General features: G+C 43.8%; 20 protein-coding genes, 2 tRNA genes and 1 rRNA gene. 17 read left to right on the forward strand and 6 right to left on the reverse strand.

Translation table 11 applies throughout. The annotated features are described in order from the left end of the window. Nucleotides 1–9 precede the first annotated feature (9 nt). The 4 genes from ADH67_RS04065 to ADH67_RS04080 are packed head-to-tail and all read left to right on the forward strand — an operon-like array spanning nucleotide 10 to nucleotide 2,974. Complete coding sequence (locus ADH67_RS04065; protein WP_066594647.1) at nucleotides 10–759, forward strand: ABC transporter permease; 750 nt, start codon at nucleotides 10–12, stop codon at nucleotides 757–759. Continuing rightward, a complete protein-coding gene (locus tag ADH67_RS04070) occupies nucleotides 759–1,496 on the forward strand; it encodes an ABC transporter ATP-binding protein (RefSeq protein WP_066594646.1) in 738 nt (245 codons plus the stop codon). The genes ADH67_RS04065 and ADH67_RS04070 overlap by 1 nt, the downstream gene beginning before the upstream one ends. A 12-nt stretch (nucleotides 1,497–1,508) precedes the next feature. Next, nucleotides 1,509–2,450, forward strand: a complete 942-nt coding sequence (locus ADH67_RS04075; protein ID WP_066594644.1) for an ABC transporter substrate-binding protein — start codon at nucleotides 1,509–1,511, stop codon at nucleotides 2,448–2,450. Further along, nucleotides 2,447–2,974, forward strand: coding sequence for a hypothetical protein (locus tag ADH67_RS04080; RefSeq protein WP_236578580.1), 528 nt, complete (start codon nucleotides 2,447–2,449; stop codon nucleotides 2,972–2,974). Before ADH67_RS04075 ends, ADH67_RS04080 begins: the two co-directional genes overlap by 4 nt. Here the strand turns inward: ADH67_RS04080 and lipA are convergent. From lipA to ADH67_RS04110, 6 genes are read right to left on the reverse strand one after another with little or no spacing between them, the layout of a single operon-like run. Further along, the gene (gene lipA, locus ADH67_RS04085; protein ID WP_066594642.1) at nucleotides 2,948–3,910 is read right to left on the reverse strand and encodes a lipoyl synthase; all 963 of its coding nucleotides are present in this window, start codon (nucleotides 3,908–3,910) and stop codon (nucleotides 2,948–2,950) included. The genes ADH67_RS04080 and lipA overlap by 27 nt on opposite strands. A 12-nt stretch (nucleotides 3,911–3,922) precedes the next feature. Continuing rightward, entirely contained in the window at nucleotides 3,923–4,882 is a 960-nt protein-coding gene (menA, locus tag ADH67_RS04090; protein WP_084081553.1) for a 1,4-dihydroxy-2-naphthoate octaprenyltransferase, read from the reverse strand. Continuing rightward, nucleotides 4,866–5,513, reverse strand: a complete 648-nt coding sequence (gene lipB, locus ADH67_RS04095; protein WP_089275705.1) for a lipoyl(octanoyl) transferase LipB — start codon at nucleotides 5,511–5,513, stop codon at nucleotides 4,866–4,868. Before lipB ends, menA begins: the two co-directional genes overlap by 17 nt. Before the next feature lie 2 nt (nucleotides 5,514–5,515). Beyond that, the gene (locus tag ADH67_RS04100) at nucleotides 5,516–5,818 is read right to left on the reverse strand and encodes an HP0495 family protein (protein ID WP_066594638.1); all 303 of its coding nucleotides are present in this window, start codon (nucleotides 5,816–5,818) and stop codon (nucleotides 5,516–5,518) included. Between the two features lie 17 nt (nucleotides 5,819–5,835). Continuing rightward, on the reverse strand, nucleotides 5,836–7,005 hold the full coding sequence (locus ADH67_RS04105; RefSeq protein WP_066594636.1) for a hypothetical protein: 1,170 nt from the start codon (nucleotides 7,003–7,005) through the stop codon (nucleotides 5,836–5,838). Beyond that, nucleotides 6,992–7,621, reverse strand: coding sequence for an alpha/beta hydrolase (locus tag ADH67_RS04110; RefSeq protein WP_201415731.1), 630 nt, complete (start codon nucleotides 7,619–7,621; stop codon nucleotides 6,992–6,994). The genes ADH67_RS04105 and ADH67_RS04110 overlap by 14 nt, the downstream gene beginning before the upstream one ends. A 110-nt stretch (nucleotides 7,622–7,731) precedes the next feature. Here ADH67_RS04110 and ADH67_RS04115 point away from each other — a divergent pair, with 110 nt between their 5' ends. From ADH67_RS04115 to ADH67_RS04175, 13 genes are all read left to right on the forward strand, one after another. Further along, entirely contained in the window at nucleotides 7,732–8,535 is an 804-nt protein-coding gene (locus ADH67_RS04115; protein WP_066594632.1) for a biotin--[acetyl-CoA-carboxylase] ligase, read from the forward strand. 127 nt (nucleotides 8,536–8,662) lie between these two features. Beyond that, entirely contained in the window at nucleotides 8,663–9,430 is a 768-nt protein-coding gene (locus tag ADH67_RS04120; protein WP_066594630.1) for a type III pantothenate kinase, read from the forward strand. A gap of 105 nt (nucleotides 9,431–9,535) precedes the next feature. Continuing rightward, the gene (locus ADH67_RS04125) at nucleotides 9,536–11,341 is read left to right on the forward strand and encodes a sensor histidine kinase (RefSeq protein ID WP_066594627.1); all 1,806 of its coding nucleotides are present in this window, start codon (nucleotides 9,536–9,538) and stop codon (nucleotides 11,339–11,341) included. Then, complete coding sequence (locus tag ADH67_RS04130) at nucleotides 11,335–12,003, forward strand: response regulator transcription factor (protein WP_084081551.1); 669 nt, start codon at nucleotides 11,335–11,337, stop codon at nucleotides 12,001–12,003. Before ADH67_RS04125 ends, ADH67_RS04130 begins: the two co-directional genes overlap by 7 nt. Next, entirely contained in the window at nucleotides 11,993–13,408 is a 1,416-nt protein-coding gene (locus ADH67_RS04135) for an FAD-dependent oxidoreductase (protein WP_066594624.1), read from the forward strand. The genes ADH67_RS04130 and ADH67_RS04135 overlap by 11 nt, the downstream gene beginning before the upstream one ends. A 110-nt stretch (nucleotides 13,409–13,518) precedes the next feature. Continuing rightward, nucleotides 13,519–15,411, forward strand: a complete 1,893-nt coding sequence (locus ADH67_RS04140; protein WP_066594622.1) for a flavocytochrome c — start codon at nucleotides 13,519–13,521, stop codon at nucleotides 15,409–15,411. Between the two features lie 221 nt (nucleotides 15,412–15,632). Next, on the forward strand, nucleotides 15,633–17,213 hold the full coding sequence (locus tag ADH67_RS04145) for an FAD-dependent oxidoreductase (protein WP_066594620.1): 1,581 nt from the start codon (nucleotides 15,633–15,635) through the stop codon (nucleotides 17,211–17,213). A 67-nt stretch (nucleotides 17,214–17,280) separates the two neighbouring features. Then, entirely contained in the window at nucleotides 17,281–17,658 is a 378-nt protein-coding gene (locus tag ADH67_RS04150; RefSeq protein ID WP_066594618.1) for a hypothetical protein, read from the forward strand. A 139-nt stretch (nucleotides 17,659–17,797) separates the two neighbouring features. Continuing rightward, nucleotides 17,798–19,450 (forward strand): sensor histidine kinase, encoded by a 1,653-nt coding sequence (locus ADH67_RS04155; RefSeq protein WP_066594616.1) that lies wholly within the window; start codon nucleotides 17,798–17,800, stop codon nucleotides 19,448–19,450. Next, a complete protein-coding gene (locus ADH67_RS04160) occupies nucleotides 19,443–20,075 on the forward strand; it encodes a response regulator transcription factor (protein ID WP_066594613.1) in 633 nt (210 codons plus the stop codon). Before ADH67_RS04155 ends, ADH67_RS04160 begins: the two co-directional genes overlap by 8 nt. A 352-nt stretch (nucleotides 20,076–20,427) precedes the next feature. Beyond that, nucleotides 20,428–21,969 (forward strand): 16S ribosomal RNA (locus tag ADH67_RS04165). An 81-nt stretch (nucleotides 21,970–22,050) separates the two neighbouring features. Next, nucleotides 22,051–22,127, forward strand: a tRNA-Ile gene (locus ADH67_RS04170). Nucleotides 22,128–22,138: 11 nt separating this feature from the next. Next, nucleotides 22,139–22,214, forward strand: a tRNA-Ala gene (locus ADH67_RS04175). The last annotated feature ends 64 nt before the right edge of the window (nucleotides 22,215–22,278 follow it).

Consider the following 22,278-nt stretch of genomic DNA (forward strand, 5'->3'; position numbering starts at 1 on the left):
GGATTCCAAGTGAGTAAAAATGCTTTTAATTTGCTGATTGTTCCGGCGGTGATTTTGATCGTCTGGGCTTTCGTTGCACATTTAGGCATTTTTAACTCATTCTTGCTTCCTCCTCCGGAGCAGGTCTTAGAAAGTTTTGGGCAGCTCATCAAAGATGGGACCTTAGAAACCCATATTTTGGCGAGTTCCATGAGATCTTTGGGCGGTTTCTGCATCGCAGCTTTAATTGCGCTTCCGACTGCTTATATTTGCTATTACTCGACTAAAACCGAGAGCAGATTGAAGTTGGTAATGGAGGCCCTGCGATTCATCCCGCCCCTCTCATTAGTTCCTTTGCTTATTCTTTGGCTCGGTATCGGAGAGGCTTCAAAAGTCGCTATCGTAATTCTGGCTAGTTTCTTTCCTATCTACTTCAATGCCTTATCAGGCTTCAGACAGATAGATAAGAATTTCACTGAGCTGGCTACCGTCTTACGTCTTAATAAAAAAGAAAAATTTTTCCATGTAGAGCTTCCCGGATCCCTTCCCAGTGTTCTTACCGGACTTCGTTTGGGATTCGGTTATTCCTGGAGAGCGTTGGTCGGTGCCGAATTGATTGCCGCATCGTCCGGACTCGGATATCTGATTGGAGACGCGAGTGAAATGTCTCAAACCGATAAAGTGTTTGTGGGCATTTTCAGTATTGCTATTCTCGGCATTTTGGGAGATCAGTTATTTGTGTGGATTACTCATAAATTTTCTCCTTGGATGAAGAAATAATGGCTTCCGGAATCAAAATAGAAAACTTAAAGAAAAGTTTTAACTCTGCTAAAGGCGTTATCACTCCAATTGATAATTTCTCTTTGGATATCTCTGCCAATGAACTGACAACCGTTATCGGGAAAAGCGGCTGCGGTAAGACAACGCTTTTAAAGCTCATCAGCGGCATTGAAAAGGCCGACGAAGGAAAGGTCATTTTTTATGACAAAGACGGACAAGAAATTAAAGAACCGAGAATTTCATACGTGTTCCAAGAAGCTCGGCTTCTTCCTTGGAAAACGGTAGGACAGAATCTTGAGCTTCCCATTCGTCATGAAGAAGAAACAATTAGAAAAAAACTTGTTAAAGAAGCTCTCGAGTTAGTTTGTCTCGGTGATATTCAGGACTTGTATCCAAGTGAGCTTTCCGGGGGGATGGCTCAACGTGTTGGTTTGGCCCGTGGGGTTATATCTAAACCTGATATTCTCCTATTAGATGAACCTTTTAGTGCTCTGGATTTTATGACCAGAACTAAGTTGCAGTCTGATTTCTCCAGACTGCAAAAAGAACTATCGATGACGATGCTGATGATTACTCATGACATAAATGAAGCTGTTTTTCTTAGCCATCGAGTTATCTATCTGAATCATGGGAAGGCTGAAAAAGATTTAAAAATCGACGTAGAAACCCCTCGGCAAATTGGAGATTCCCGTCTTTTGAACTATCAAAATTACCTCTTACACTCTGTTTTTAAATAAGGATTATTAATAATGAAACTGAAATCAGTACTCTCTGTTCTCGTACTTTCCATGGCTGCTGCAAGCGTATTTGCTGCTCCTTCAGAAATCAATATTGCTTATGTTAAGGCCCCGTTCAATCTGCAGAACATGGTGATGAAGCATAACAATATGCTCGAGAACGAGTTCAAGAAAGACGGCATCAAAATCAAATGGCACGACATCACTTCCGGCGCTAAACAGACACAAGCCATGGCAGCCGGTTCCCTGGATGTCAGCGCCACAATGAACACAGCTTCATTATTAATGGCTAACTCTGCCGGTAATCCGGTCGTCGTCGCAACAGGCGTTGCTCACCCGACAAAAGTTTTTGCTATTGTCGGCAAGCCGGGCCCACAGATGACGGTTAAAGACTTGAAGGGTAAGACCGTTGTCGGTCCGAAAGGCACAGTTCTTCATCAGACATTAGTTGCCGCTTTGACAAAGAACGGCGTCGATCCGAAAGATGTCAACTTTATCTCCATGGATATTCCAAAGGGCATGACAGCCATGATGGCCGGTAAAGTTGACGCAGCTCTCTTGGCTGCCGGCGGCGTTATCAAAGCAAATGCAAACGGTGCAAAAACTATTGCTACTGCAGACGGCTATACAGAACCGAACCTCGTCATGACAGCTTCTAAGAAGTTTGCTGATGAAAATCCTGAAATCTTGAAGAGAATAGTTAAAGTCAACAGAGACGCTCTCGCTTGGATTAAGGCCCACCCGAAAGAAGCTTTAGAAATCGGTGCTAAAGAACACGGTATCTCTCTTAAAGACGCAGAAACTTTAAAGAACTGGAGCAACTACTACGATACTTTGACTGACGAAGATATCAAAGGCTTGGAAGCTGACCAGAAGTTCCTTAAGGAAAACGGCATGATGGAGAAAACCGTCAACGTTAAAGATCTCGTCTTACCAATGGCAATGCAGAAATGATGAATAGAGAAATCGTCAAGGTTGTTGAAAAGGGTGTTGAATTAGACATCCCGTTCCATGCTTGCGTTCTTTACCACGGAAAAGACAGCATCGGCGGTTTGTCCTTAGGATACCGCCTGATGTACTGGGCTCTTAACTATCTTTCTGAAGACGGAGAAATTCCGAGAAGAGAAGATATCAGCTTCAAAACTGCTTTTCCGGGTCCAGGGCTCAGAGACGCCGTAGAAATGATTTCTAGGGCCGTCACCGCCGGAAGGTATGAAGTACTTAAGGAGGCTCCTTTGTGCGCTCCTGAAGGCGTTTACGGCCATATGTACTTCGAAATTTCTTTAAGAGATAAAACTGTTAAGGTCGCACTCAAACCGGGAGTGATTGATGACGACTTTATTCAGACCGGCAGAAGTTTCAAAAAAGAAAATCTGACGCCGGAAGGACTCAGGCATTGGGAAGATCTGAAAAAGAATCTCGCGGAAAAAGTTTGGTCCGTTGAGAATTTATCAGATGTTCTGACCGTCATTAAGTAATTGATTGAATTCGGAAGCCTGCTCGGCAGCTCCGTAACTTGATCTGATTAATGCACCGCTTGCACAGCTGCTAAAGCCAAGTTCTTTAGCAGTCTGTGCATATTTTTTAAACGTATCCGGATCGACATACCTTTGCACAGGATGGTGATACTTGCTAGGAGCCAAGTACTGGCCGATCGTGACCATCTGAACATTGTTGGCTCTTAAGTCCTTAAGGACTTGGATGATTTCTTCATCGGTTTCTCCGAGACCTACCATCAAGCCGCTCTTTGTCGGACAATCCGGATAAATCTCCGACCATCTTTTTAACAAAGTCAAAGAGTGTTCGTAGTTTCCTCCGGGCTTAACCTCACGATACAAACGAGGAACCGTTTCAATATTGTGGTTGAGCACATCGGGCTTTATTTCTTTCAATACTTCAAGAGCTCGCTCTAATCTTCCTCGGAAATCAGGAATCAGGATTTCTACCTTTGCATCAGTTTCAGTTTGAATTTTTTTTACGCAATGCACAAAGTGAGAAGCACCGCCGTCTTTAAGATCATCCCTGTCGACGCTGGTAAGAACGACGAATTTAATGCCTAAACGTTTGATGCTTTCGACGATATGGTCGGCTTCTTTCGGATCGAGAGGCAAAGGTTTACCATGCGCTACATCGCAGAAAGGACATCTTCGGGTACAAATCTGTCCCATTAGTAAAAAGGTAGCACGTTTCTTATTGAAGCACTCATTTAGGTTAGGGCAGTTTGCTTCCTGGCAAACAGTATGCATGCCTTTGTCAGCTAACAATTCTCTGACTTCTTTAACTTTGAGAGCATTGGCAGGAATCCGGACTTTAAGCCAGGAAGGTTTAGGCAGCTTGACTTCATTTAACCGATAAACTTCATACTGCTTTATTTTTTTAGTTGTTCTCTGTTCCTTGGGAATAAAGTCCGTCATGGAAATCCTACTTTAAAAAGGAATAGCGAAAATTGTTGAGGCAGAAAGGCTGCCGAGAGGCCATGTTAAGTAAAACACGCCAATTCCTGCGATTGTAAGCAAGAGAGCAAAAAGAACTTCGAGTTTGATGGTTCTAAGCATTAAGAACGTTATGTCAGCCTGCTGAGTTTTCTTAAGAATGGAGGGCAAGAAACTGGCTCTCGGAAGAGCAAGCAAAATAAACAAGAACGGCCAATAAGAATGGTTAGCAATACTTAACCAGCCAACGATGATAAACGGGATATAAATCATGCAGGAGTAGACGAACACGCCGACTTTTTTACCTACAACCGCTGCAAGCGTTCTGCGGCCGACCGATAAATCATGCTCAACATCACGGTAGTTATTGATAAAGAGCACGGCAGCACCAATTAAACCCAAAGCAGTGCCGGGAATAAGAACCAGAATATTGAAGCTCAAAGTCTGCAGCCAGAATGTACCGCCGACTGCAAATAATCCGTAGAAAAGAAAAACTAAAAATTCTCCGAACGGCGTGTAGGCAATTGGCTTTGGACCACCCATGTAGCAGTACCCGCAAAGAATGGAGAGAAAAGCGATTAGCGCAATAGCCCAGCCGCCGATGACAATAAGAGCAATACCAAAAAGGCAGGCAAGAACTATCATGGCTCCAATCATTTTTTTAGCAGCGTCCATGGAAATCCAGCCCTCCGTGGTGGCTCTCGGAATACCGACGCGATCGGAGCGTTCTGCTTTTCTGACGTTGTAAGCATAGTCATTGACCATATTTGACATAGCTTGAATGGTCATCGCACCTAGCAATGTCAGAAGAAAAATCCAAAAATTAAATTTACCGTCAAAAGCTAAAGCTAATCCGGTTCCTACTAAAACCGGAGCAGCAGCTATCCACAAGGTCTTAGGACGAAAAAATGCAAGCCAAGCTTCTAAGGAATGCGGTTTAATGTTTTTTTTCAATCAAGTACTCCGATAATTTTCTCTCAAGAATTTTAATTATTTCTTGTTTAGAACAAGCTGAGTTTAACGACTTAATATTGGCCGTCTTTAATCCTTTGTATCCGCAAGGATTGATTCTTTCAAAGAATGACAGGTCTGCATCGAAATTTAAAGAAAGGCCGTGGTAAGTGCAGTCATTGGAGATTCGAATGCCTATAGAGCAAATCTTCTTCGCACCGTTGAATGGACCGGAACAATCGGGGCCTTGTACGTAAACGCCGGGAGCCCCGGAGACTAAGAAGCCGATGATGCCGATTTCTTTCAATGTGTCGATAACCGCGCTTTCTAAAGCTTCAAGATAGGCTTTTGGGAGCAATCCTCTTTTACGTAAATGAATGAGTGGATAGACAACGATTTGTCCGGGACCATGATAAGTAACTTCACCTCCCCGATCTGTATGGACAACTGGTACATCTTGCGGATTTAAAAGGTGACTTGGGCTGCCTTGTCTGCCTACCGTAAATACAGAAGGATGCTCGCAAAACCAAATTTCGTCCAAATCGGCTGTGCGATCTTGGACGAAATTTTTCATTTTTTGCCAGGTCTCCAGATAATCAACGAGGCCTAGATGACGAAATACAAGCTGATTCAAAATTACAAAACAAATTTCGTATATTCATGATCAACTAACGCTTTGTATAAGTCGTCGAGTTGGTCTTGAGAGGTAGCTCTGACCACGACTCCTAAAGAGAGATAGTTGCCCTTCGCAGATTCTTTCAAATTTGCTTCAGCAGGATTGTAATCCGGGTCGTATTTCTTAATGACTTCAACAATTTTATCTTTGTAGTCATCAGCTTTGATTCCGACGATCTTGAGAGGAAAATCACATGGGAATTGAAGCAGCTTTGCAGGAAGCTCTTCTTCTGATTGTTCTTGTTTTTTGACGTCTTCAGACATTTTGATGACTCCTCAATCTAATCTATTATGGCATTTAACTTGTCGATGACTTTCTGCTTCACGCTAGGATAGACGTTTTCATTGGCCATCAATGGTACATTCTTAAGGGTTTGGCCGTTAAATACAATGCGTAAGGTACCAATTTGAGAACCGGAAATAATCGGCAGCTTCATTGGTTCATCTCTTTCGATGAGGAGTTCAACTTTATTGTGCCTAAGCTCTTGCAGATCAATTTTTTTTAAAGAGATAAAAATATCGTCCGGAGCAATCATCACTACCTGTTTTTTATCAGTGCCTTTCAAATCTACGGTTGAGATGATTTTACCTTTGGATATGATTTTCAAGGTCTCAAAATTATTAGCGGCATCAGAGAGTAAATTTGAAGAACGCTTAATGATTTGGCCGGCAGGCAGAGGGTTGTTTACCGTATTGATGACAAGAGAACCGGGTTCCTTTCTGGCGTTCTTCTTTTTAGGATGGTCAATGCGGGCTAAGGAGAGGACTGCTTTCGTGTCTTTGTCGATGAGCATAACGATGTTCGTCTTTTCACCTCTGCTGGCTTTTAGCTGAGAAGGGTAGCTAATGTCTCCGATGACGAATTCTTCATCAAAGGGATTGACGCCCATTTTTTCGAGTTCAAAAAATACGGTGCTCAGAGCATTAGTTAAGTCTTCAACCGAGCAGTCGATTTTTGAAGTTTTTAAATCGAATGCTCCATTTTTACCTACTTTAATCTTTGCATCGACAAAGTGATCAGTTAGGATTTTTTGCAAAGTCAGTCTGGCATCAGGAGATTTGAGAAACAGAAGAGCGGTAACTAGTTCTTTGATCTTTATTTTCTTTTCAGGATCCAAACGCAGAGATGCCTTAGTTGTCGGTGCCGAAGTCAGTTCTATCTCTTTAGCCGGATCAATTTTCTTTTCTTGTATTAAATGAATCAATCCGTAAGTCGACAATAGGTCAGAAAGAAGTTCGATATTGTCTATCTCAAGTTTGGAAAGATTCGTCTCAAAAGAATTACCGCTGAGTAAATCAAAGGAGACAAAAGAAGGCTCCTCTGACAGCAACTTGTGTTCTTGTTCGAGAGTTTCGGATTTGGCAGGTGCCTTACTGCACCAGGCAGGAGATGAGCCGAGAGCCAAAGCAGCAGTCAAAGATAATACAGTGAGAAATTTATAAGGGGTCATAGTGATTCATCCATGTAATAGCCCGCTTTATCATGGCCTGCAGCAGAGGTATTTGTTTTGAGAAGAAATGATCGGTATTAGGAATAACGGTGACAGCCTGGCCGAAACGTCCGGCCCATTCCAGCGCATCCTTCAAGGGGATCACTTCATCCTTTTCTCCGTGTATTAAAAATGTCGGAACAGCAGGTAAATCGAACTTCCATTTTTCCGCGGCGGTTCCGAGCAGTAGCAAGAAATCCGGGGCATTAGAAAAAGCTGCGTTGCAGCTCACATAAGTGCCAAAGGAGAATCCCGAAAAGCAAGTTTTCGGTTTAGAAGAAAAGAGTGCTTTGATTTCCGGCAGCTCTAAATAAAACTGTACCAAGGCTAAAAGATCCTCTGTTTCCCCTGCGCCGTTGTCATAAACTCCCTGACTTTTACCGACTCCGCGGAAGTTATGACGGACAGTGATCCAATTTTCCTGGAGGAAAGATTTATTTAGAGCATGGATAACTTTATTATTCATGTTTCCACCGAAGAGAGGATGGGGATGAGAAAGAAATGCAATTCCCTTAGGGGCACAGCCGGGGATGGAAAGTCTGGTTTCCAGATTTCCACTTTTCCCTCGAACTGTCATTTCTATCTCTTTTATGGCCATTTTTTCCTCGATGGTTCGAACCCCCCATTTTACCGAAGCATGTAACTTCAAATAAATTAGAAATTCTGCTGAAATGTTTAGTTCCAAAAATGTCTGATTACCTTTCAATTGAATCCGTTACTAAAAAGCTTTCTAAGCAAGGCATCACCTTTGAGTTTCTTCCGGAAGTTGATTCGACCAATGACTACCTCAAGAGGAAAGTTCTTGATGGAGCGGTGTGCGCTCCTTATGCGGTTGTGGCCGAGAAGCAAGTCAAAGGAAAAGGCACGAAGGGAAGAGCCTGGGTGGATAATTCGGAGAGCTGTCTGAAGTTTTCTATGGTCGTGGAACATTCGGGCAGTACTCGAGAACTAATGACTTTAAGTCCTCTCTTAGCCGTAAATCTTGCTGAAGAGTTCTCGAAGATTAATTCAAAGGTCAAGGTTAAGTGGCCTAATGATTTGATGACTTCGGAAGGAAAATTAAGCGGAATACTTATCGAGACGGTTAAGTATGCGGGCAGATTCTATCTAGTTTTTGGAATCGGTGTTAATTTATTTCCCAATTGCGAACTAGAAGAACAAATCAACCGGAATATTGCATTCCTTTTTGAGGAGCATTCTGATAAGGAGGCCAAAAGGGAAGATGTTATTAAGATTTTGGCAGATTCTGTACTCAAAATAACGAATCAAAGTATCGGGTTACAAGATACTTTTCTCCGAGAAAGATGGAAAAAATTTGACTATTTCTATCAAAAAACGTTGAGTTTTCGACTTCCTTCACAAGAAATCGTTGAAGGAACTGAGAATGGAATTAGTTCAGACGGAGAAATTCAGCTGATCATTGATGATTCTTTAAGAAAGTTTAATTCAGGAGAAATCCTTAAAAACGGTCGTGGTGGACAGGATTTTTAACGAAAAAGATCAAAATCGAGCACCTTCAAATGTGTCCGAGTATTTTTTTGAAGTTCTAGGTACATAATTGAGGCTCTTTTAGTTTTTCTTGTAGTTGGTTTCTATCTAGAAAAAAGGCGAAGGTAAGATGGCATCTATTCTTATTGATCTTGGTAACTCGGCTTTAAAGTGGTCCCTGTTAGATGATCCTGAAAATCCATTTACTTACGTCCACGAGTCCTCAGGTATTCTCGATGAAAAAATCAAAGATAAGTGGCAAGAACTCGGTGTAAAGAATGCCTACGGTTGTACGGTTGCTTCCGACTGGATTGCTCATAGTACAAAGAACTTTCTCAGCAGCATCGGAGCGCAATGCACATGGTTTACAGCCAAAAAAGAATTTACAGGGGATTTTATTCTTAAGAGCAACTACGACCATCCGGAACTGTTAGGCGCAGATAGGTGGTTCGCAGCCATTGGTTCTGTCGCACTTCATAAAGACGAACCTCTTTTAGTTTGTCATTTAGGGACTGCCAGTACTATTGACAGTGTTATTCCGACCGGCATTGGTGAGTATGTGTTTTTAGGTGGAAGAATTGCTCCGGGGCCGGCAATGATGCGCGAAGGTTTGGCAAGAGGGACATCGCATCTGCCACGAGCATTCGGAAGAAGAACGGATTTTCCCACCAATACTATCGATGCTATTACAACCGGAATTGTTGACTCTCAATTAGGTCTTATTGAAAGAGCGGTAAGAGAGATGGAAGGAATAGGAGCAACCCCAAAAATTCTTCTTGCAGGGGGTGCTTCTAAAGTTGTCGCTCCTTATATTCAGCAAGAATTTGATAATGTCGATATCCGCCACAATCTGGTTTTGCATGGCCTAGCCACGATGGTAAGAGAACAAAACCATTAAGCGAAAGTTCAAAAATTATTAATAGTCGGGAAGCCATGCTTCCTGAATGCTCCATTGGTCGACTGAGAAGTTGGTAGAATTTTTAAAAAATAGTACTCAATCCCCATGGGCCAGCGTTTTGTTCTTGTTCTGAAAAGTCTTTCAGTAATTCTGCTCTTCCTCATTGCTTTTGAGGTCAAGGGCAATGTAGATTTGTCGGAAAAAGAAACTATACGAATTGGGCTCCTAACCACACGAGATCCAAATTTCTTCATTGATACCTTCGGTCCGACTATTGCAGATCTCAGAAGAAAGTTTCGCAACACAAGATTTGTCACTCAAGAACTGAGTTTGGACAGCCTTATTTCAGAAATTAAACAGAATCAACTGGATTTCGTAATAGTACCGAGCGGCGTATATGCTTTTCTTGAAAGAACCTACGGAGCAAAGTTAGTAGCCAGTCGAGCAAGAAAAGAGGCACAGGATTGTAATTACTCTGCCGGTGCAGCGATTATTGCCAGGAAAAAAGATAAGAAAATTTCTTCTTTAGAGGATCTGAAAGGAGCCAAAATTGCCGCGTCCTCACCAGATAACTTTGATGATTGGCAAATTCCATTGGGAGAGCTAAAGAAAATAAATATTAGGGAAGAAGAATTAAGAAAACACACCATCTTTACAAATTTTGAAATTCCAGACGTTGCTACATTGGTTGCCACCGGTCATGCTGATGTCGGTTTCCTACCAGTTTGCGAATTAGAACAATTGATGGCCATGGGATTTTTCTCTCCTGATACTTTTAAAGTTATTAACAAGAAAGACAATGATGGCCTCTCCTGTGTTCATTCGACGGATCTTTTTCCAGGAATAGTGTTTGCTGCTCTTCCGACGGCTAAAAGTACTGATGTAAAGAAACTGACAATGGCTCTTCTATCAATGAGTTCCAAGAAAAGCAATAACAATGTCTGGGAGGTTGCAAATAAATTTGATGGAGTTACTAAGCTCTATGAGAGTCTTGGTATCAAACCTTTCGTCCGGGATTTAAGTTGGAAGGAGTTTTTTCTCAAGAATGCTTATTATTTTGCCGTTCTACTTCTGTGTATATTCTTTTTGATTGTTCATGTTCTCAGAACTGAAGTTTTGGTTAAAAAGAAAACGGCTCAGCTTAGAGATGCTTTGGCGAAGAAGATGGAACTCGAGAAACAATCGAAAGAGGCCCAAGAAAAACTTTTACAGTTAGAAAGAGGCGGAGTCGTTTCTCAGATGTCTGCGATGTTTGCACATGAAGTTCGTCAGCCTGTAGAGACGCTTCTGAATTATGCCGAAGGACTCCGGTACTACCTAGCGACGCTTGGTAAAGAAGATAAGATCGTCGGGGAAGCTATAGATGCCATTTCAATCGAAGCTAAACGTGTATCGCAGATCGTTGGACGGGTCAGAAGTTATGTACGAACTAACAAGCGGACTCGGCAGCCGTGTCGCATATCAGAAATTATTAATTCAGCATTGAAAACCTTCTCTCATTCTCCTAAGTCAATTAACGTTAAGTTTTCACTGGAAGTTCCTTCAGATCTTGTAGTCGAAGGAGATCCTTTGGAACTGGAGCTAGTTTTCATTAATCTTTTTCGAAACGCTTCGGATGCGATGAAAGAGCAGCAGGAGAAAAGAATAGTCGTCACTGCAGAGAAGAGAGGCGGTGACAAGGTGGCCTGTATCGTGGAAGACTTTGGTCCAAAATTAACAGCTGTAGAACTCGATAACTTAAACCATCCAATGAAGACGACAAAGAAAGATGGGTTAGGCCTTGGATTGGGACTGTGTAATCATATTGTTTTGGCTCATGGAGGCCACTTGGATTTCGAACCGAAAGAGAAGTGCGGATTACGTGCAGAGATCGTGCTTCCATTGGTTTCTGAAAAGGAGGCATTGTGCTAGATCCCGTAGTAAGAGTTGTTGATGATGAGGAGAGTGTACGAAATTCCAGGAAGTTCTTGCTGACGTTAGCCGGCTTTGAAGTGGTCTGTTATGAGAGCGGTGAGGACTTCTTGAGGTTGGATGATTTTGAACGTCCGGGATGCATCATTCTTGATTTAAAGATGAATGGATTATCGGGTCTTGAGGTTCAAGAGGAACTAAATCGAAGAAGTATTAATTTGCCGATTATCTTTGTCACCGGGCACGGTGAAGTAAACGCAGCAGTCCTGGCTCTAAAAAGAGGAGCTTTCGATTTCCTAGAGAAGCCCGTAGATCCTAAGAAACTTCAAGAGTATGTCGGGCGGTTAGTTAAATTCAGCGTGAAAAGTAATGAGCAAAAACAAGAAATTTCCCGGCTGAAGAAACTTTATAAGACGCTGTCTCCGCGCGAAAAGCAAGTTGCTGCGGAAGTAGCAAAAGGCGACCTTAATAAGGTGATTGCCGTGACGCTTGGTTTGGCAGAACAAACAGTAAAAATTCATCGTTCCAATATTTTCCACAAGCTGGAGTTGAAATCTAATGTGGATTTGGCGCTCTTTCTCCAAAAGTTAAATGAAGAAGAAAAAAATGCAGATGGTTTGAAGTCTTCCATTTTCATCAAAGAAGAAACTCATGAGAACTAAATCTTTATTGACTGCTGTTTGCATCTTCTGTAGCACGTATTCGTTTGCAGAAGAGCTTTTTGACGTGGTGGTTGTTGGAGGAGGGGCTGCAGGTTTGGCGGCCGCTGTCTCGGCAGCCGAAAATGGATCAAAAGTCATTCTTTTAGAAAAAGGTTTGCGAGTCGGAGGTAATGCATATTTTTCCGGCGGCTATTACAACGCCGTAGACCCGGAATTACAAAAGAAGGCCGGCATTCAAGACTCTGAAGAGTTATTTGTTAAACAGATGCTTGAAAGCGGCGCAGGAAAAAATGATCCTGAAATTGTTAAAACAATGGTGAAGGAAGCTCTTCCTACACTGAAGTGGCTGAAAAGCAAAGGACTAAAGTTTCAAGAAGGAATCACTGAGAGTTTTGGAGGAGAGTGGAGACGCTCTTTCAAGCCGATTTCACCGGACGGCCAAGGATATATCCAGGTTCTCCTAAATGATGCTCTGAAGAGAAATGTTGAAATTCGAACAAGTGCGGCGGTTCAAGAAATAACCAGAGATAACAAAGGAAAAGTGCGGCAAGTTCGCTATTTGGATAAGAAGAAAGAAAGACAAACTGTCGAAGCGCGAAAAGGAATTATTTTGGCTGCCGGAGGATTCGGTGCCAATTTAGAGCTGGTCGGAAAAATTTCACCAGACCTGGGAACTCTAGGCACAGATAACTTTGTCAAAAATACCGGTGAAGTGATGCTTTCAGCTCAAAAGATTGGTGCTAAATTAGTCAACCTTGAAGAAATAGAATGTCTACCAGGGGCTCGAGAGGAAGGGACAACGAGGAGCCGTCTACACGGAGACACTTCTCGATTTATTTTGATTAATGCCAAAGGAAAAAGATTTATTCGAGAAGATGCCAGCCGAAGCCAAATTAGAGACGCCGTGCTTCGGCTTCCGAAGAAAATGGCTTTCATTCTCGTAGATTCAGAAGGATTAAGGTCTTACAGTAAACTTGTGCAAAGGGATACGATTCGGTCTATTGAAGCCGGCGATGTAATCATGGGGGATACGTTAGATGAGATCGCGGAGAAAATGAATATTCCGGCCGAATCTCTGAAGAGAACAGTCACGGCCTACAATGAAAGTGTTGTGAATCAGATTGACCCCTTAGGAAAAGATCCTAAAAAACTTATCCACAGTTTAAAAGCACCTCCTTTTTATATTGGTTTTGCGCCGATGGCTATACATAACACATTAGGAGGTTTGGCTATTGATACCCGTGCCCGCGTATTAGACGAGAAAGGTTCTCCGATTCCCGGGTTATATGCTGCCGGAGAAATTACCGGACTGACCCATGGTGCAAATAGACTAGGTGGCAATGGTTTAACTGAAGCTTTAACTTTCGGAAGGTTGGCCGGTAGAAATTGTTCTCAAAATGATTAGCAGATTTTGAATTCAATGACTAGATACTTTCGTACTAGAACGAACGTATCTAGCTGAAGAGAAGACTCATCAGGATAATTGACAGCATAAGTTAATCCAAGGAGAACAAAATGATTAAACCTTTTGCTGTTTTCACGTTGTCCGCATTTGCTTTGGCGTGCACATCTGCTCTCGCTGCTACCGGTACTTACCAGGGAAAGGCGCTGGGGCACAATGCTGAAGTTGAAGTTGCTGTGACTTTGGACAACGATAAAATTACAAATGTCCAAATTCTCAAAAACTTTGAAACTCCTGCGGTATCTGAACTTCCGAAGAAAGTTATTCCTCAGATGATCGTTGATAATCAATCGCTGAAAGTCGACAGGATTTCAGGCGCTACATTCAGCAGCATGGCAATTCTGAATGCTGTCAAAGACGCTCTTAAAAAGGCCGGCGTAGATCCTCAAAAATATATGCAAGGATCTCGCATCGCCTACAAAGTTTCCGTCCCAACAAAGACTGACTCAGACGTGGTTGTTGTCGGCGGTGGCGGAGCCGGCTTATCTGCTGCCGTTGCAGCAGCAAGAAAAGGCGCAAAAGTCGTATTGATTGAAAAAATGTCCTTCCTTGGCGGCAACACTGTTTTAGCCGGCGGTGCGCTGAATGCTTCTGATCCTGCTTTGGAAGCTAAACAGAAGATGTCAGCCGGACAAAGAAAGATGGTCGAAGACCTTCTGAAGGAAGAACCTAAGAATGAACAGCAAGCTAAGCTTTTGGCTTCTTTGAAGAAACAATGGGACGAAGCCATCAAAAAAGATCCTGACATCCTATTTGATTGTCCTGAACTTCATGCTCTTCAAACTTACAAAGCCGGCGACTACGTAGCAGACTTGGCTTTGATTGATAAGTTGTCAAAACTTGCACCAGCTACAGTAGAACGTCTAGATAAGATGGGTTTAAAGTGGAATGACTTTTCCAGCCAATACGTAGGCGCTATCTGGCCTCGCTGCCACGATGCTGCTAACTACACCAGCGGACAAGGCTACATTGATACCTTCAGACATACTATCGAAAAGGAAAAGCTCCCTGTCACCATCCTGCTTCAAACAAAGGCTGATGAGCTGATTAAGAAAGACGGTAGAGTCGTCGGCGTTAAAGCTACAGGCCCCAACGGAGAAAAGGTGACTTTGAATGCTAAGAAAGGCGTCATCATGACTTCGGGCGGTTTCGGTGCCAACGTCGAAATGCGTCAGAAATACGATAAGCTCTGGGGAGGCAAGCTTGGCAAGAACATCGGCACAACAAACAGCCGTGCAATTACAGGTGAAGGCATCCTCATGGCTGAAAAAGCCGGTGCAGGTTTAGTTGATATGGGATACATCCAACTATTGCCGGTAACAGATCCTGAAAATGGAACCGTCAGCGGAATCTGCCAGGGTACAGCTATTTACGTCAATACTGAAGGCAAGCGTTTCGTTAATGAAATGGGAAGACGAGACGAACTTTCCAAGGCGGCTTTAGCTCAGCCGGGCGGTGTTTTCTACCGCATGTGCACTGTGAAGAATGCGCGTATCAACAAAGACGGTTTGACCACTCTCGGTATTCCTGTTGAAACCTTCCTAAAGAGCGGAAAGGTTATCAGAGGCGAAAACGTTGAAGATTTAGCCTCTAAGATTAAAGTTGATCCTAAGGTTCTCAAAGCAACTTTTGATAAGTTCAATGACTTCTGCAGAAGCCAAGGCGAGGACAAGGAATTCGGCCGTCCATCCTGCGCTCCGAATATTCCGATGTACGAAGGACCGTACTATGCGGAACTCAGGACACCGTCAGTTCACCATACTATGGGCGGCGTAAGAATCAATACAAACGCTCAGGTACTCGATACAGCCGGAAAACCAATTCCTGGTCTTTTCGCAGCCGGTGAAGTTACGGGCGGTATCCACGGAACTAACCGAGTTGGCGGTAATGCAATTGCTGACGCACTGACATACGGCAATGTCGCCGGAGAAAGCGCAGTTAAGTAATTCAGTGAACTTTTAAAGAGCGAGAGCCAGGTGAAGCCTGGCTCTTGCCGTTTTCAGAGGAAAGAGGATCCAAAGAGCGAGCTGTTTGGCTGAGTTTGAAACCTTCTCTTGGATGGTCTAAAAAAGTGAACAAAGTTTGATCTATATCAAACTACTCGAGCAGTTTTCGGGCAGAAAATTACGTCAGTTCAAGAAAAGAACAGATTCCCAAGGAGATTCATATGACAACTAGACGAAATTTTCTTAAGACTTCCTCTTTTGCTTCTTTAGGTTTATTAGGTGCTGCTGTTTCAACAGCTAGAGCTGCTGATGTTGCATCTTCTACTCTTCCATCCAAATGGGACGGAGAGACTGATGTGCTCGTCGCCGGTTCCGGTATCGCCGGCATGTCTGCCGCTATTTCTGCAATGGACAAAGGCGCTAAAGTTCTGGTTTTGGAAAAAGGCAAGAACTACGGAGGATGCGCAATTATTAACGGCGGCATCATTGCCTTAGGCGGCGGTACAAGAACTCAGAAAGAACATGGTGTAGAAGACAGTCCTGAACTTCTCTACAAAAAATTAACTAATCCGGCTCATCACGAATATCGCAAGAACACTCCGGAACTCGTGAAGAAATATTCTGAATGGTGTCCCGGAACACAGGTTTGGTTGGAAGAACATGGTGTACGTTTCCTCCCGACTTTCACAAAACCCGGCAAATATGATTCTCAGCATCATGAGTCCTACCATCATATCTGGTGGAAAGACTCCGGCGAAGGCGGAAGAAAACCTCAGCCTACAGGCGGTTTCATGACCGGCCGAGGCATCATGATGCCTTTCTATGAATATTTCACAGGTAAAGGAGGTCAGATTCTTCTCGAACAGAAATTGATTGATGTTTATGTTGATGGAAACGGAGCTGTTGTCGGTGCCAAAGTTCAAGGTCCGGATGGCAAGATCCAAAATATTAAAGCTAACAAAGGTGTAGTACTGGCAGGCGGAAGCTGGAAGGCAAATCCGGAACTCAGAAGACTTACTGATCCACGCTTTACAGAGAATATGATTTCTACCGGATATCCGTTCGTTGCTCCCGATGGTTCAGCTATTTTGGCTGGTGTGCGTGCAGGCGGTATATTGGTTGGTGACCGTTGCGAAGATACTCCTCACCTTCGCCGTAAGTTCGGTACAGCTCACTATGGCTTCCCGAAAGGAAGCAAATATGGTGCTCCCGGTCTCGGAATCAGCGGTCCTCGCTGGGCAGAGGTTATCTTTACAAACAAGAGCGGCGACAGATTCGTTAAAGAATTGGATAAAGCTAACTTAGGCGGATACACCTTCTATGACGCAGCATTGGCTCAGCCCGATCAGTTCCTCTGGACAGTATTTGACGATGCAACAGCTAAGAAGTACAAATGGGACACGAAGTATCCGACTTGCGAAGAAGGACATGCCTTCACAGCTGGCACATTAGCTGAATTAGCTAAATTGACAAATCAGCCGAATCTTGAAAAGACTGTAGCCCGTTACAACGGTTTTGTCGACACCAAGAAAGATGAAGATTTTGATAAGCCTGCAGAAAGTCTGACTAAGAAGATCGAACAAGGCCCATTCCATGCCGTTCGTCTGGTTCTTTGCGTACATAACCTTACAGGAGGTTTGGCGATCAACAATAATTCTCAAGTTCTTGGTCAAGACATGAAACCGATTAAAGGTCTCTATGCAGCCGGCGAAACAGCTGGAGGCCTTTATGTCGGTAATGGAATGCCGCGCGCAATTATGCCGGGTCGCTGGGCCGGTGAACATGCTGCAACTTCCAAATAATTATTTTAAATAAAACCTAATAGGCGAGGCATAGAGATGTCTCGCCTTGATCCCCAAGGAAATAACAATGAAAAAAGATCTTTATCTTTCCTTGCTGCTTTCCTTAAGTTTTTCTGCAGTTACTGTGGTTGCTCAGCAGCAGGCTCAAGAACCGATGAAGAAAGAACAGTGTCTGGCGTGCCATGGACCGACTTTCGATGATTTGATTAAAAAGAACGTTCAGGCTCAATCTGATTCGGGTCCTGTGAATCCTCACGTGTGGATTCCTCATGCCGGCGGCGATGAGAAAAATTTCTCGGAATGCATTGAATGTCACTCTCAGCATCCCATGCCACCTAAACCCGGATACAAGGATACCAGTGCTTCTCTTGAACCTTGCTATGCCTGCCACCATAATTATCAATTAAAGAAGTGCTCCTCTTGTCACGGCGCTAATAACGGATAATTGTTAATTTTTTATGAGAATAATAAGGTTCGTACTCATCCTGTTCCTTGCTTTCTGTTCCTGCTTCCTCCATGCAGAGGAGGGACAGAAGGTTATTAAGATTGGCCTTATTCATTTTTCTCCTCCCTTGAGCAAGGATATGGATTTCACTCCAACCTTGCATTATCTGCAGAAGGAGCTGGTTCCTTGGAAAGTTGAAGCGAAAGTCTATTCATCCGCAGATTTAGAAAAAGCTATTAAAGACGGCTCTATCGACTTCTTCTATGCCAGTGCCGGCTTTTTCTACCGCATGCTTCCTTTTGGCGTCCGAGATATCGCTACAGTCGTAACGGCCGAGAAGCCAGTTCCAAACTTTGGGACAGCCGGTGCTTTTATTACTCAGCGAGACAGAAAGGACATAAAAAGTATTGAGGACATGAAAGGCAAGTCGTTTGTCGCTAACTATGAGTCCGCTTTTCATGGTTATAGGATTGGCATGGCAGACCTTGCCTTCAGAGGTTATGACCCAGATAATTTTTTTAAGAGTAAACGATTTGTTGGTGAGTCAGCCGAAAAGCTCTTGAAAGAAATTGTGGAGAGAAAAGCTGATATTGGTTTTATACGTGCTTGCTGGCTTGAAGAGCATGAACTTCAAAATATCGCCGTCCTTGACAAGATTAAAGTCATTTCTCCCATTTCCGGTCCTGTTAAATGTCTGCACTCCACGCATTCCTATCCTAACAATACTTTTGCTTCCACTCGAGTCGTCAATCACGATGTGGCAAAGAAAGTATCGGCTGCCTTATTAAGCATGAAGCCAAGCGCAAGCGGCCAATATTGGTCTTTAGCCACTAACTTCAAACCAGTTGATGATTTATATCGTGTCCTGAAAGCCGGACCATATGAGTACATGAACCAATGGTCACTTCGTCGTTTTGTTTTGACTTACTGGCCGTTGCTTGCACTTTTGTTATTGACAGTAATAGGATTAGCGGCGCACAGCTGGCGTGCTCAGAGATTGGTGGATAAAGCAAAAGCCGAGCTGCTGGAAGCCGAAGAAAAAAAGAACAAGCTGCAAAAACAAGCTAACGAACTGACAGAAAAAATGGAAGCTCAACACAAATTGAACTTGGTCAGTCAGATATCTTCTATCTTTGCTCATGAGATGAATCAGCCTTTAGCAGCCTGCCAATACCTAGTGGACGGGCTCAAAGCATTAAACAAACGAAATCCGAAAAAAGTTAATCCGGAGATTTTGAGTTTTAGTCTTGAGAACTTTGAAAAGGAACTGAAGCGAGCAACTGCGATTGTCAATAAAGTTAGACAATATGCACGAAAGCAGGCTTGCAGGAATCAGAAAGTAGACTTTTCTGCTTGTCTTGCGGAAATTATCCAGACCATGAAGGTGAAGTACTCTGGGAAAGTCCATTTGCACGTTGACTTCACAAAAGACATTTTTATTGAAGGCGATCGAGTTGAGATTGAGATTCTTGTTTGGAATTTATTGAAGAATGCCATAGAGGGCGCATTGGAAGGAACAAATCCAACAGTTTGGATTTCTTTGAAAACCTGTAAAGATCAAGTAATGCTACAAGTAGCAAACAGCGGGAGAGTATTTTCTGCAAGTGAAGTTGAAGATATAGGCAAAAATTATTTGAAGAGCACCAAAGCCGAAGGTTTAGGAATTGGCCTTCAGGTTATCAAATCAATTCTGGAAGCCATGGGGACTTCAATGAAAATGCAAGCTAGGGAGGGCGGAGGTCTGGTGCAGTCAGTTCTCTTCGCTAAGTGGAGCGACAAAGATAATGACTGAATTAGCACAAGAGACGAAGGCAAGATTTCTGATCCGAGTGATAGATGACGATCCGGGAATACTTACCGGGTTGACCTTTTTATTGGGCTGTACCGGGTGGAAGTCGGTAGGCTATAGCTCTGCAGAAGAATTTCTGGAAAAAGACAACAAGATGATTCCAGGATGCATTCTCCTGGATATACGTATGCCGGGAATGACGGGAATCGAGCTTCAAACCGAACTAAAGAAACAACGAAATGAATTGCCAATCATCATTATTACCGGATATGCGGACGTTGATACGGCAGTCAGAACATTGAAGAAGGGAGCTTTTGATTTTCTGCAAAAGCCTGTGAATGCCGAGAAGTTGGAAGAAATATTGGCCGAGTGTATTCAGAACAAAATAGTTGAAGATGCCGGTAATAAAGAAATAGATGTTCTGAAGATTTTTGATTCACTGAGTAGACGGGAGCAAGAGGTATTCGAACTGATAGCCAACGGCTTAACGAGTAAATTAGTTGGTGAGAGACTGGGTTTGTCAGAGAGAACCGTCCAAGGCCATCGATTGAATATCTCAAAGAAATTCAATATTCACACCAAAAAAGAATTATTAGCCTGCTGGAATTTCATTGAAAAAAATAAATAAATGCAGAAATTTTTGAATCTTTTAGAAATGTTATAAATTTTTACATTTAACTTAACTAGTTGAAATTAATGTAAAAAATAGTATTTTACGCTAAATTCATAAAAAAATCTTCATCAAGAGGTTTGACAAGCTCAAAAAAGGTATTTATAGTTCGCACCTCGTTGTTGATGACGAACACGAAATCAGCGACGCAAGTTCTTTAAAAATTTATCGACGAACCGATAAGAGCGGGCACTTAAGTTTAAGAGCGAAAGCAAAGAGATTAAATTTAAGAAGCTCGCTTTGTGAGGCAAACGGAGTAGGAAATACTCCGTCAAAACCGAAACGAAGAGTAAGAGCGACAACAGAGATTAAACAAAAGAGTTTGATCCTGGCTCAGATTGAACGCTGGCGGAACGCTTTACACATGCAAGTCGAACGGTAACGAGGAGGAAAGCTTGCTTTCCTCTGTCGACGAGTGGCGAACGGGTGAGTAAGACATCGGAACGTATCCGCTCGTGGGGGACAACTTCCCGAAAGGGGAGCTAATACCGCATGAGATCCGAGGATGAAAGAGGGGGACCCGCGAGGGCCTCTCGCGAGCGGAGCGGCCGATGACTGATTAGCTAGTTGGTAAGGTAAAGGCTTACCAAGGCGACGATCAGTAGCTGGTCTGAGAGGACGACCAGCCACACTGGGACTGAGACACGGCCCAGACTCCTACGGGAGGCAGCAGTGGGGAATTTTGGACAATGGGCGCAAGCCTGATCCAGCTATTCCGCGTGTGGGAAGACGGCCTTCGGGTTGTAAACCACTTTTGTAGAGAACGAAAAGTCTGTTGATAATACCGATAGATGATGACGGTACTCTAAGAATAAGCACCGGCTAACTACGTGCCAGCAGCCGCGGTAATACGTAGGGTGCGAGCGTTAATCGGAATTACTGGGCGTAAAGGGTGTGCAGGCGGTTTTGCAAGATGGATGTGAAAGCCCCGGGCTTAACCTGGGAAAGCCATACATGACTGCAAGACTAGAGTGCGTCAGAGGGGGGTGGAATTCCAAGTGTAGCAGTGAAATGCGTAGATATTTGGAAGAACACCGATGGCGAAGGCAGCCCCCTGGGACGCAACTGACGCTCATACACGAAAGCGTGGGGAGCAAACAGGATTAGATACCCTGGTAGTCCACGCCCTAAACGATGTCAACTAGTTGTTGGGAGGTAAAACTTTCAGTAACGCAGCTAACGCGAGAAGTTGACCGCCTGGGAAGTACGGTCGCAAGACTAAAACTCAAAGGAATTGACGGGGACCCGCACAAGCGGTGGATGATGTGGATTAATTCGATGCAACGCGAAAAACCTTACCTACCCTTGACATGGCAGACAACTCCTTGTAATGAGGAGAGCTCGCAAGAGGATCTGCACACAGGTGCTGCATGGCTGTCGTCAGCTCGTGTCGTGAGATGTTGGGTTAAGTCCCGCAACGAGCGCAACCCTTGTCACTAGTTGCTACGAAAGGGCACTCTAGTGAGACTGCCGGTGACAAACCGGAGGAAGGTGGGGATGACGTCAAGTCCTCATGGCCCTTATGGGTAGGGCTTCACACGTCATACAATGGTCGGAACAGAGGGCAGCGAAGCCGAGAGGCGGAGCAAATCCCAGAAAACCGATCGTAGTCCGGATTGCAGTCTGCAACTCGACTGCATGAAGTCGGAATCGCTAGTAATCGCGGATCAGCATGCCGCGGTGAATACGTTCCCGGGTCTTGTACACACCGCCCGTCAAACAATGGGAGTGGTGTTTACCAGAAGTCGTTAGCCTAACCGCAAGGAGGGCGGCGACCACGGTGAGCACCGTGACTAATGTTAAGTCGTAACAAGGTAGCCGTACCGGAAGGTGCGGCTGGATCACCTCCTTTCAAGAGTTTTTGCTTGAAGATTTGAGTGTCCGCTCTTATCGGCAGTCGATAGATTGAAGAAGAGAATAGGCCAAAGGCTAAGGGTCTTTAGCTCAGCTGGTTAGAGCACCGTCTTGATAAGGCGGGGGTCGATGGTTCAAGTCCATCAAGACCCACCAAAGTCTTTCATGGGGGTATAGCTCAGCTGGGAGAGCACCTGCTTTGCAAGCAGGGGGTCAACGGTTCGATCCCGTTTACCTCCACCAGATTACTGAAATAAGTGCTTAGTGAGTATTTATTTCAGGCAATTTAGAGCCTGAAAATTTGTTC

The organism is Turicimonas muris, assembly GCF_002221595.1.
GTDB lineage: Bacteria > Pseudomonadota > Gammaproteobacteria > Burkholderiales > Burkholderiaceae_F > Turicimonas > Turicimonas muris.

Bases quoted from the DNA above. Each gene is read 5' to 3' on its own strand.
- ADH67_RS04160 (WP_066594613.1), top strand. From the start codon at position 19,443: ATGACTGAATTAGCACAAGAGACGAAGGCAAGATTTCTGATCCGAGTG.
- ADH67_RS04155 (WP_066594616.1), top strand. From the start codon at position 17,798: ATGGATTTCACTCCAACCTTGCATTATCTGCAGAAGGAGCTGGTTCCT.
- lipA (WP_066594642.1), bottom strand. From the start codon at position 3,910: ATGACGGACTTTATTCCCAAGGAACAGAGAACAACTAAAAAAATAAAG.
- ADH67_RS04105 (WP_066594636.1), bottom strand. From the start codon at position 7,005: ATGACCCCTTATAAATTTCTCACTGTATTATCTTTGACTGCTGCTTTG.
- ADH67_RS04080 (WP_236578580.1), top strand. From the start codon at position 2,447: ATGATGAATAGAGAAATCGTCAAGGTTGTTGAAAAGGGTGTTGAATTA.
- ADH67_RS04110 (WP_201415731.1), bottom strand. From the start codon at position 7,621: ATGACAGTTCGAGGGAAAAGTGGAAATCTGGAAACCAGACTTTCCATC.
- ADH67_RS04125 (WP_066594627.1), top strand. From the start codon at position 9,536: ATGGGCCAGCGTTTTGTTCTTGTTCTGAAAAGTCTTTCAGTAATTCTG.
- ADH67_RS04150 (WP_066594618.1), top strand. From the start codon at position 17,281: ATGAAAAAAGATCTTTATCTTTCCTTGCTGCTTTCCTTAAGTTTTTCT.
- ADH67_RS04100 (WP_066594638.1), bottom strand. From the start codon at position 5,818: ATGTCTGAAGACGTCAAAAAACAAGAACAATCAGAAGAAGAGCTTCCT.
- ADH67_RS04135 (WP_066594624.1), top strand. From the start codon at position 11,993: ATGAGAACTAAATCTTTATTGACTGCTGTTTGCATCTTCTGTAGCACG.
- ADH67_RS04120 (WP_066594630.1), top strand. From the start codon at position 8,663: ATGGCATCTATTCTTATTGATCTTGGTAACTCGGCTTTAAAGTGGTCC.
- ADH67_RS04145 (WP_066594620.1), top strand. From the start codon at position 15,633: ATGACAACTAGACGAAATTTTCTTAAGACTTCCTCTTTTGCTTCTTTA.
- ADH67_RS04140 (WP_066594622.1), top strand. From the start codon at position 13,519: ATGATTAAACCTTTTGCTGTTTTCACGTTGTCCGCATTTGCTTTGGCG.
- ADH67_RS04115 (WP_066594632.1), top strand. From the start codon at position 7,732: ATGTCTGATTACCTTTCAATTGAATCCGTTACTAAAAAGCTTTCTAAG.
- ADH67_RS04075 (WP_066594644.1), top strand. From the start codon at position 1,509: ATGAAACTGAAATCAGTACTCTCTGTTCTCGTACTTTCCATGGCTGCT.
- ADH67_RS04070 (WP_066594646.1), top strand. From the start codon at position 759: ATGGCTTCCGGAATCAAAATAGAAAACTTAAAGAAAAGTTTTAACTCT.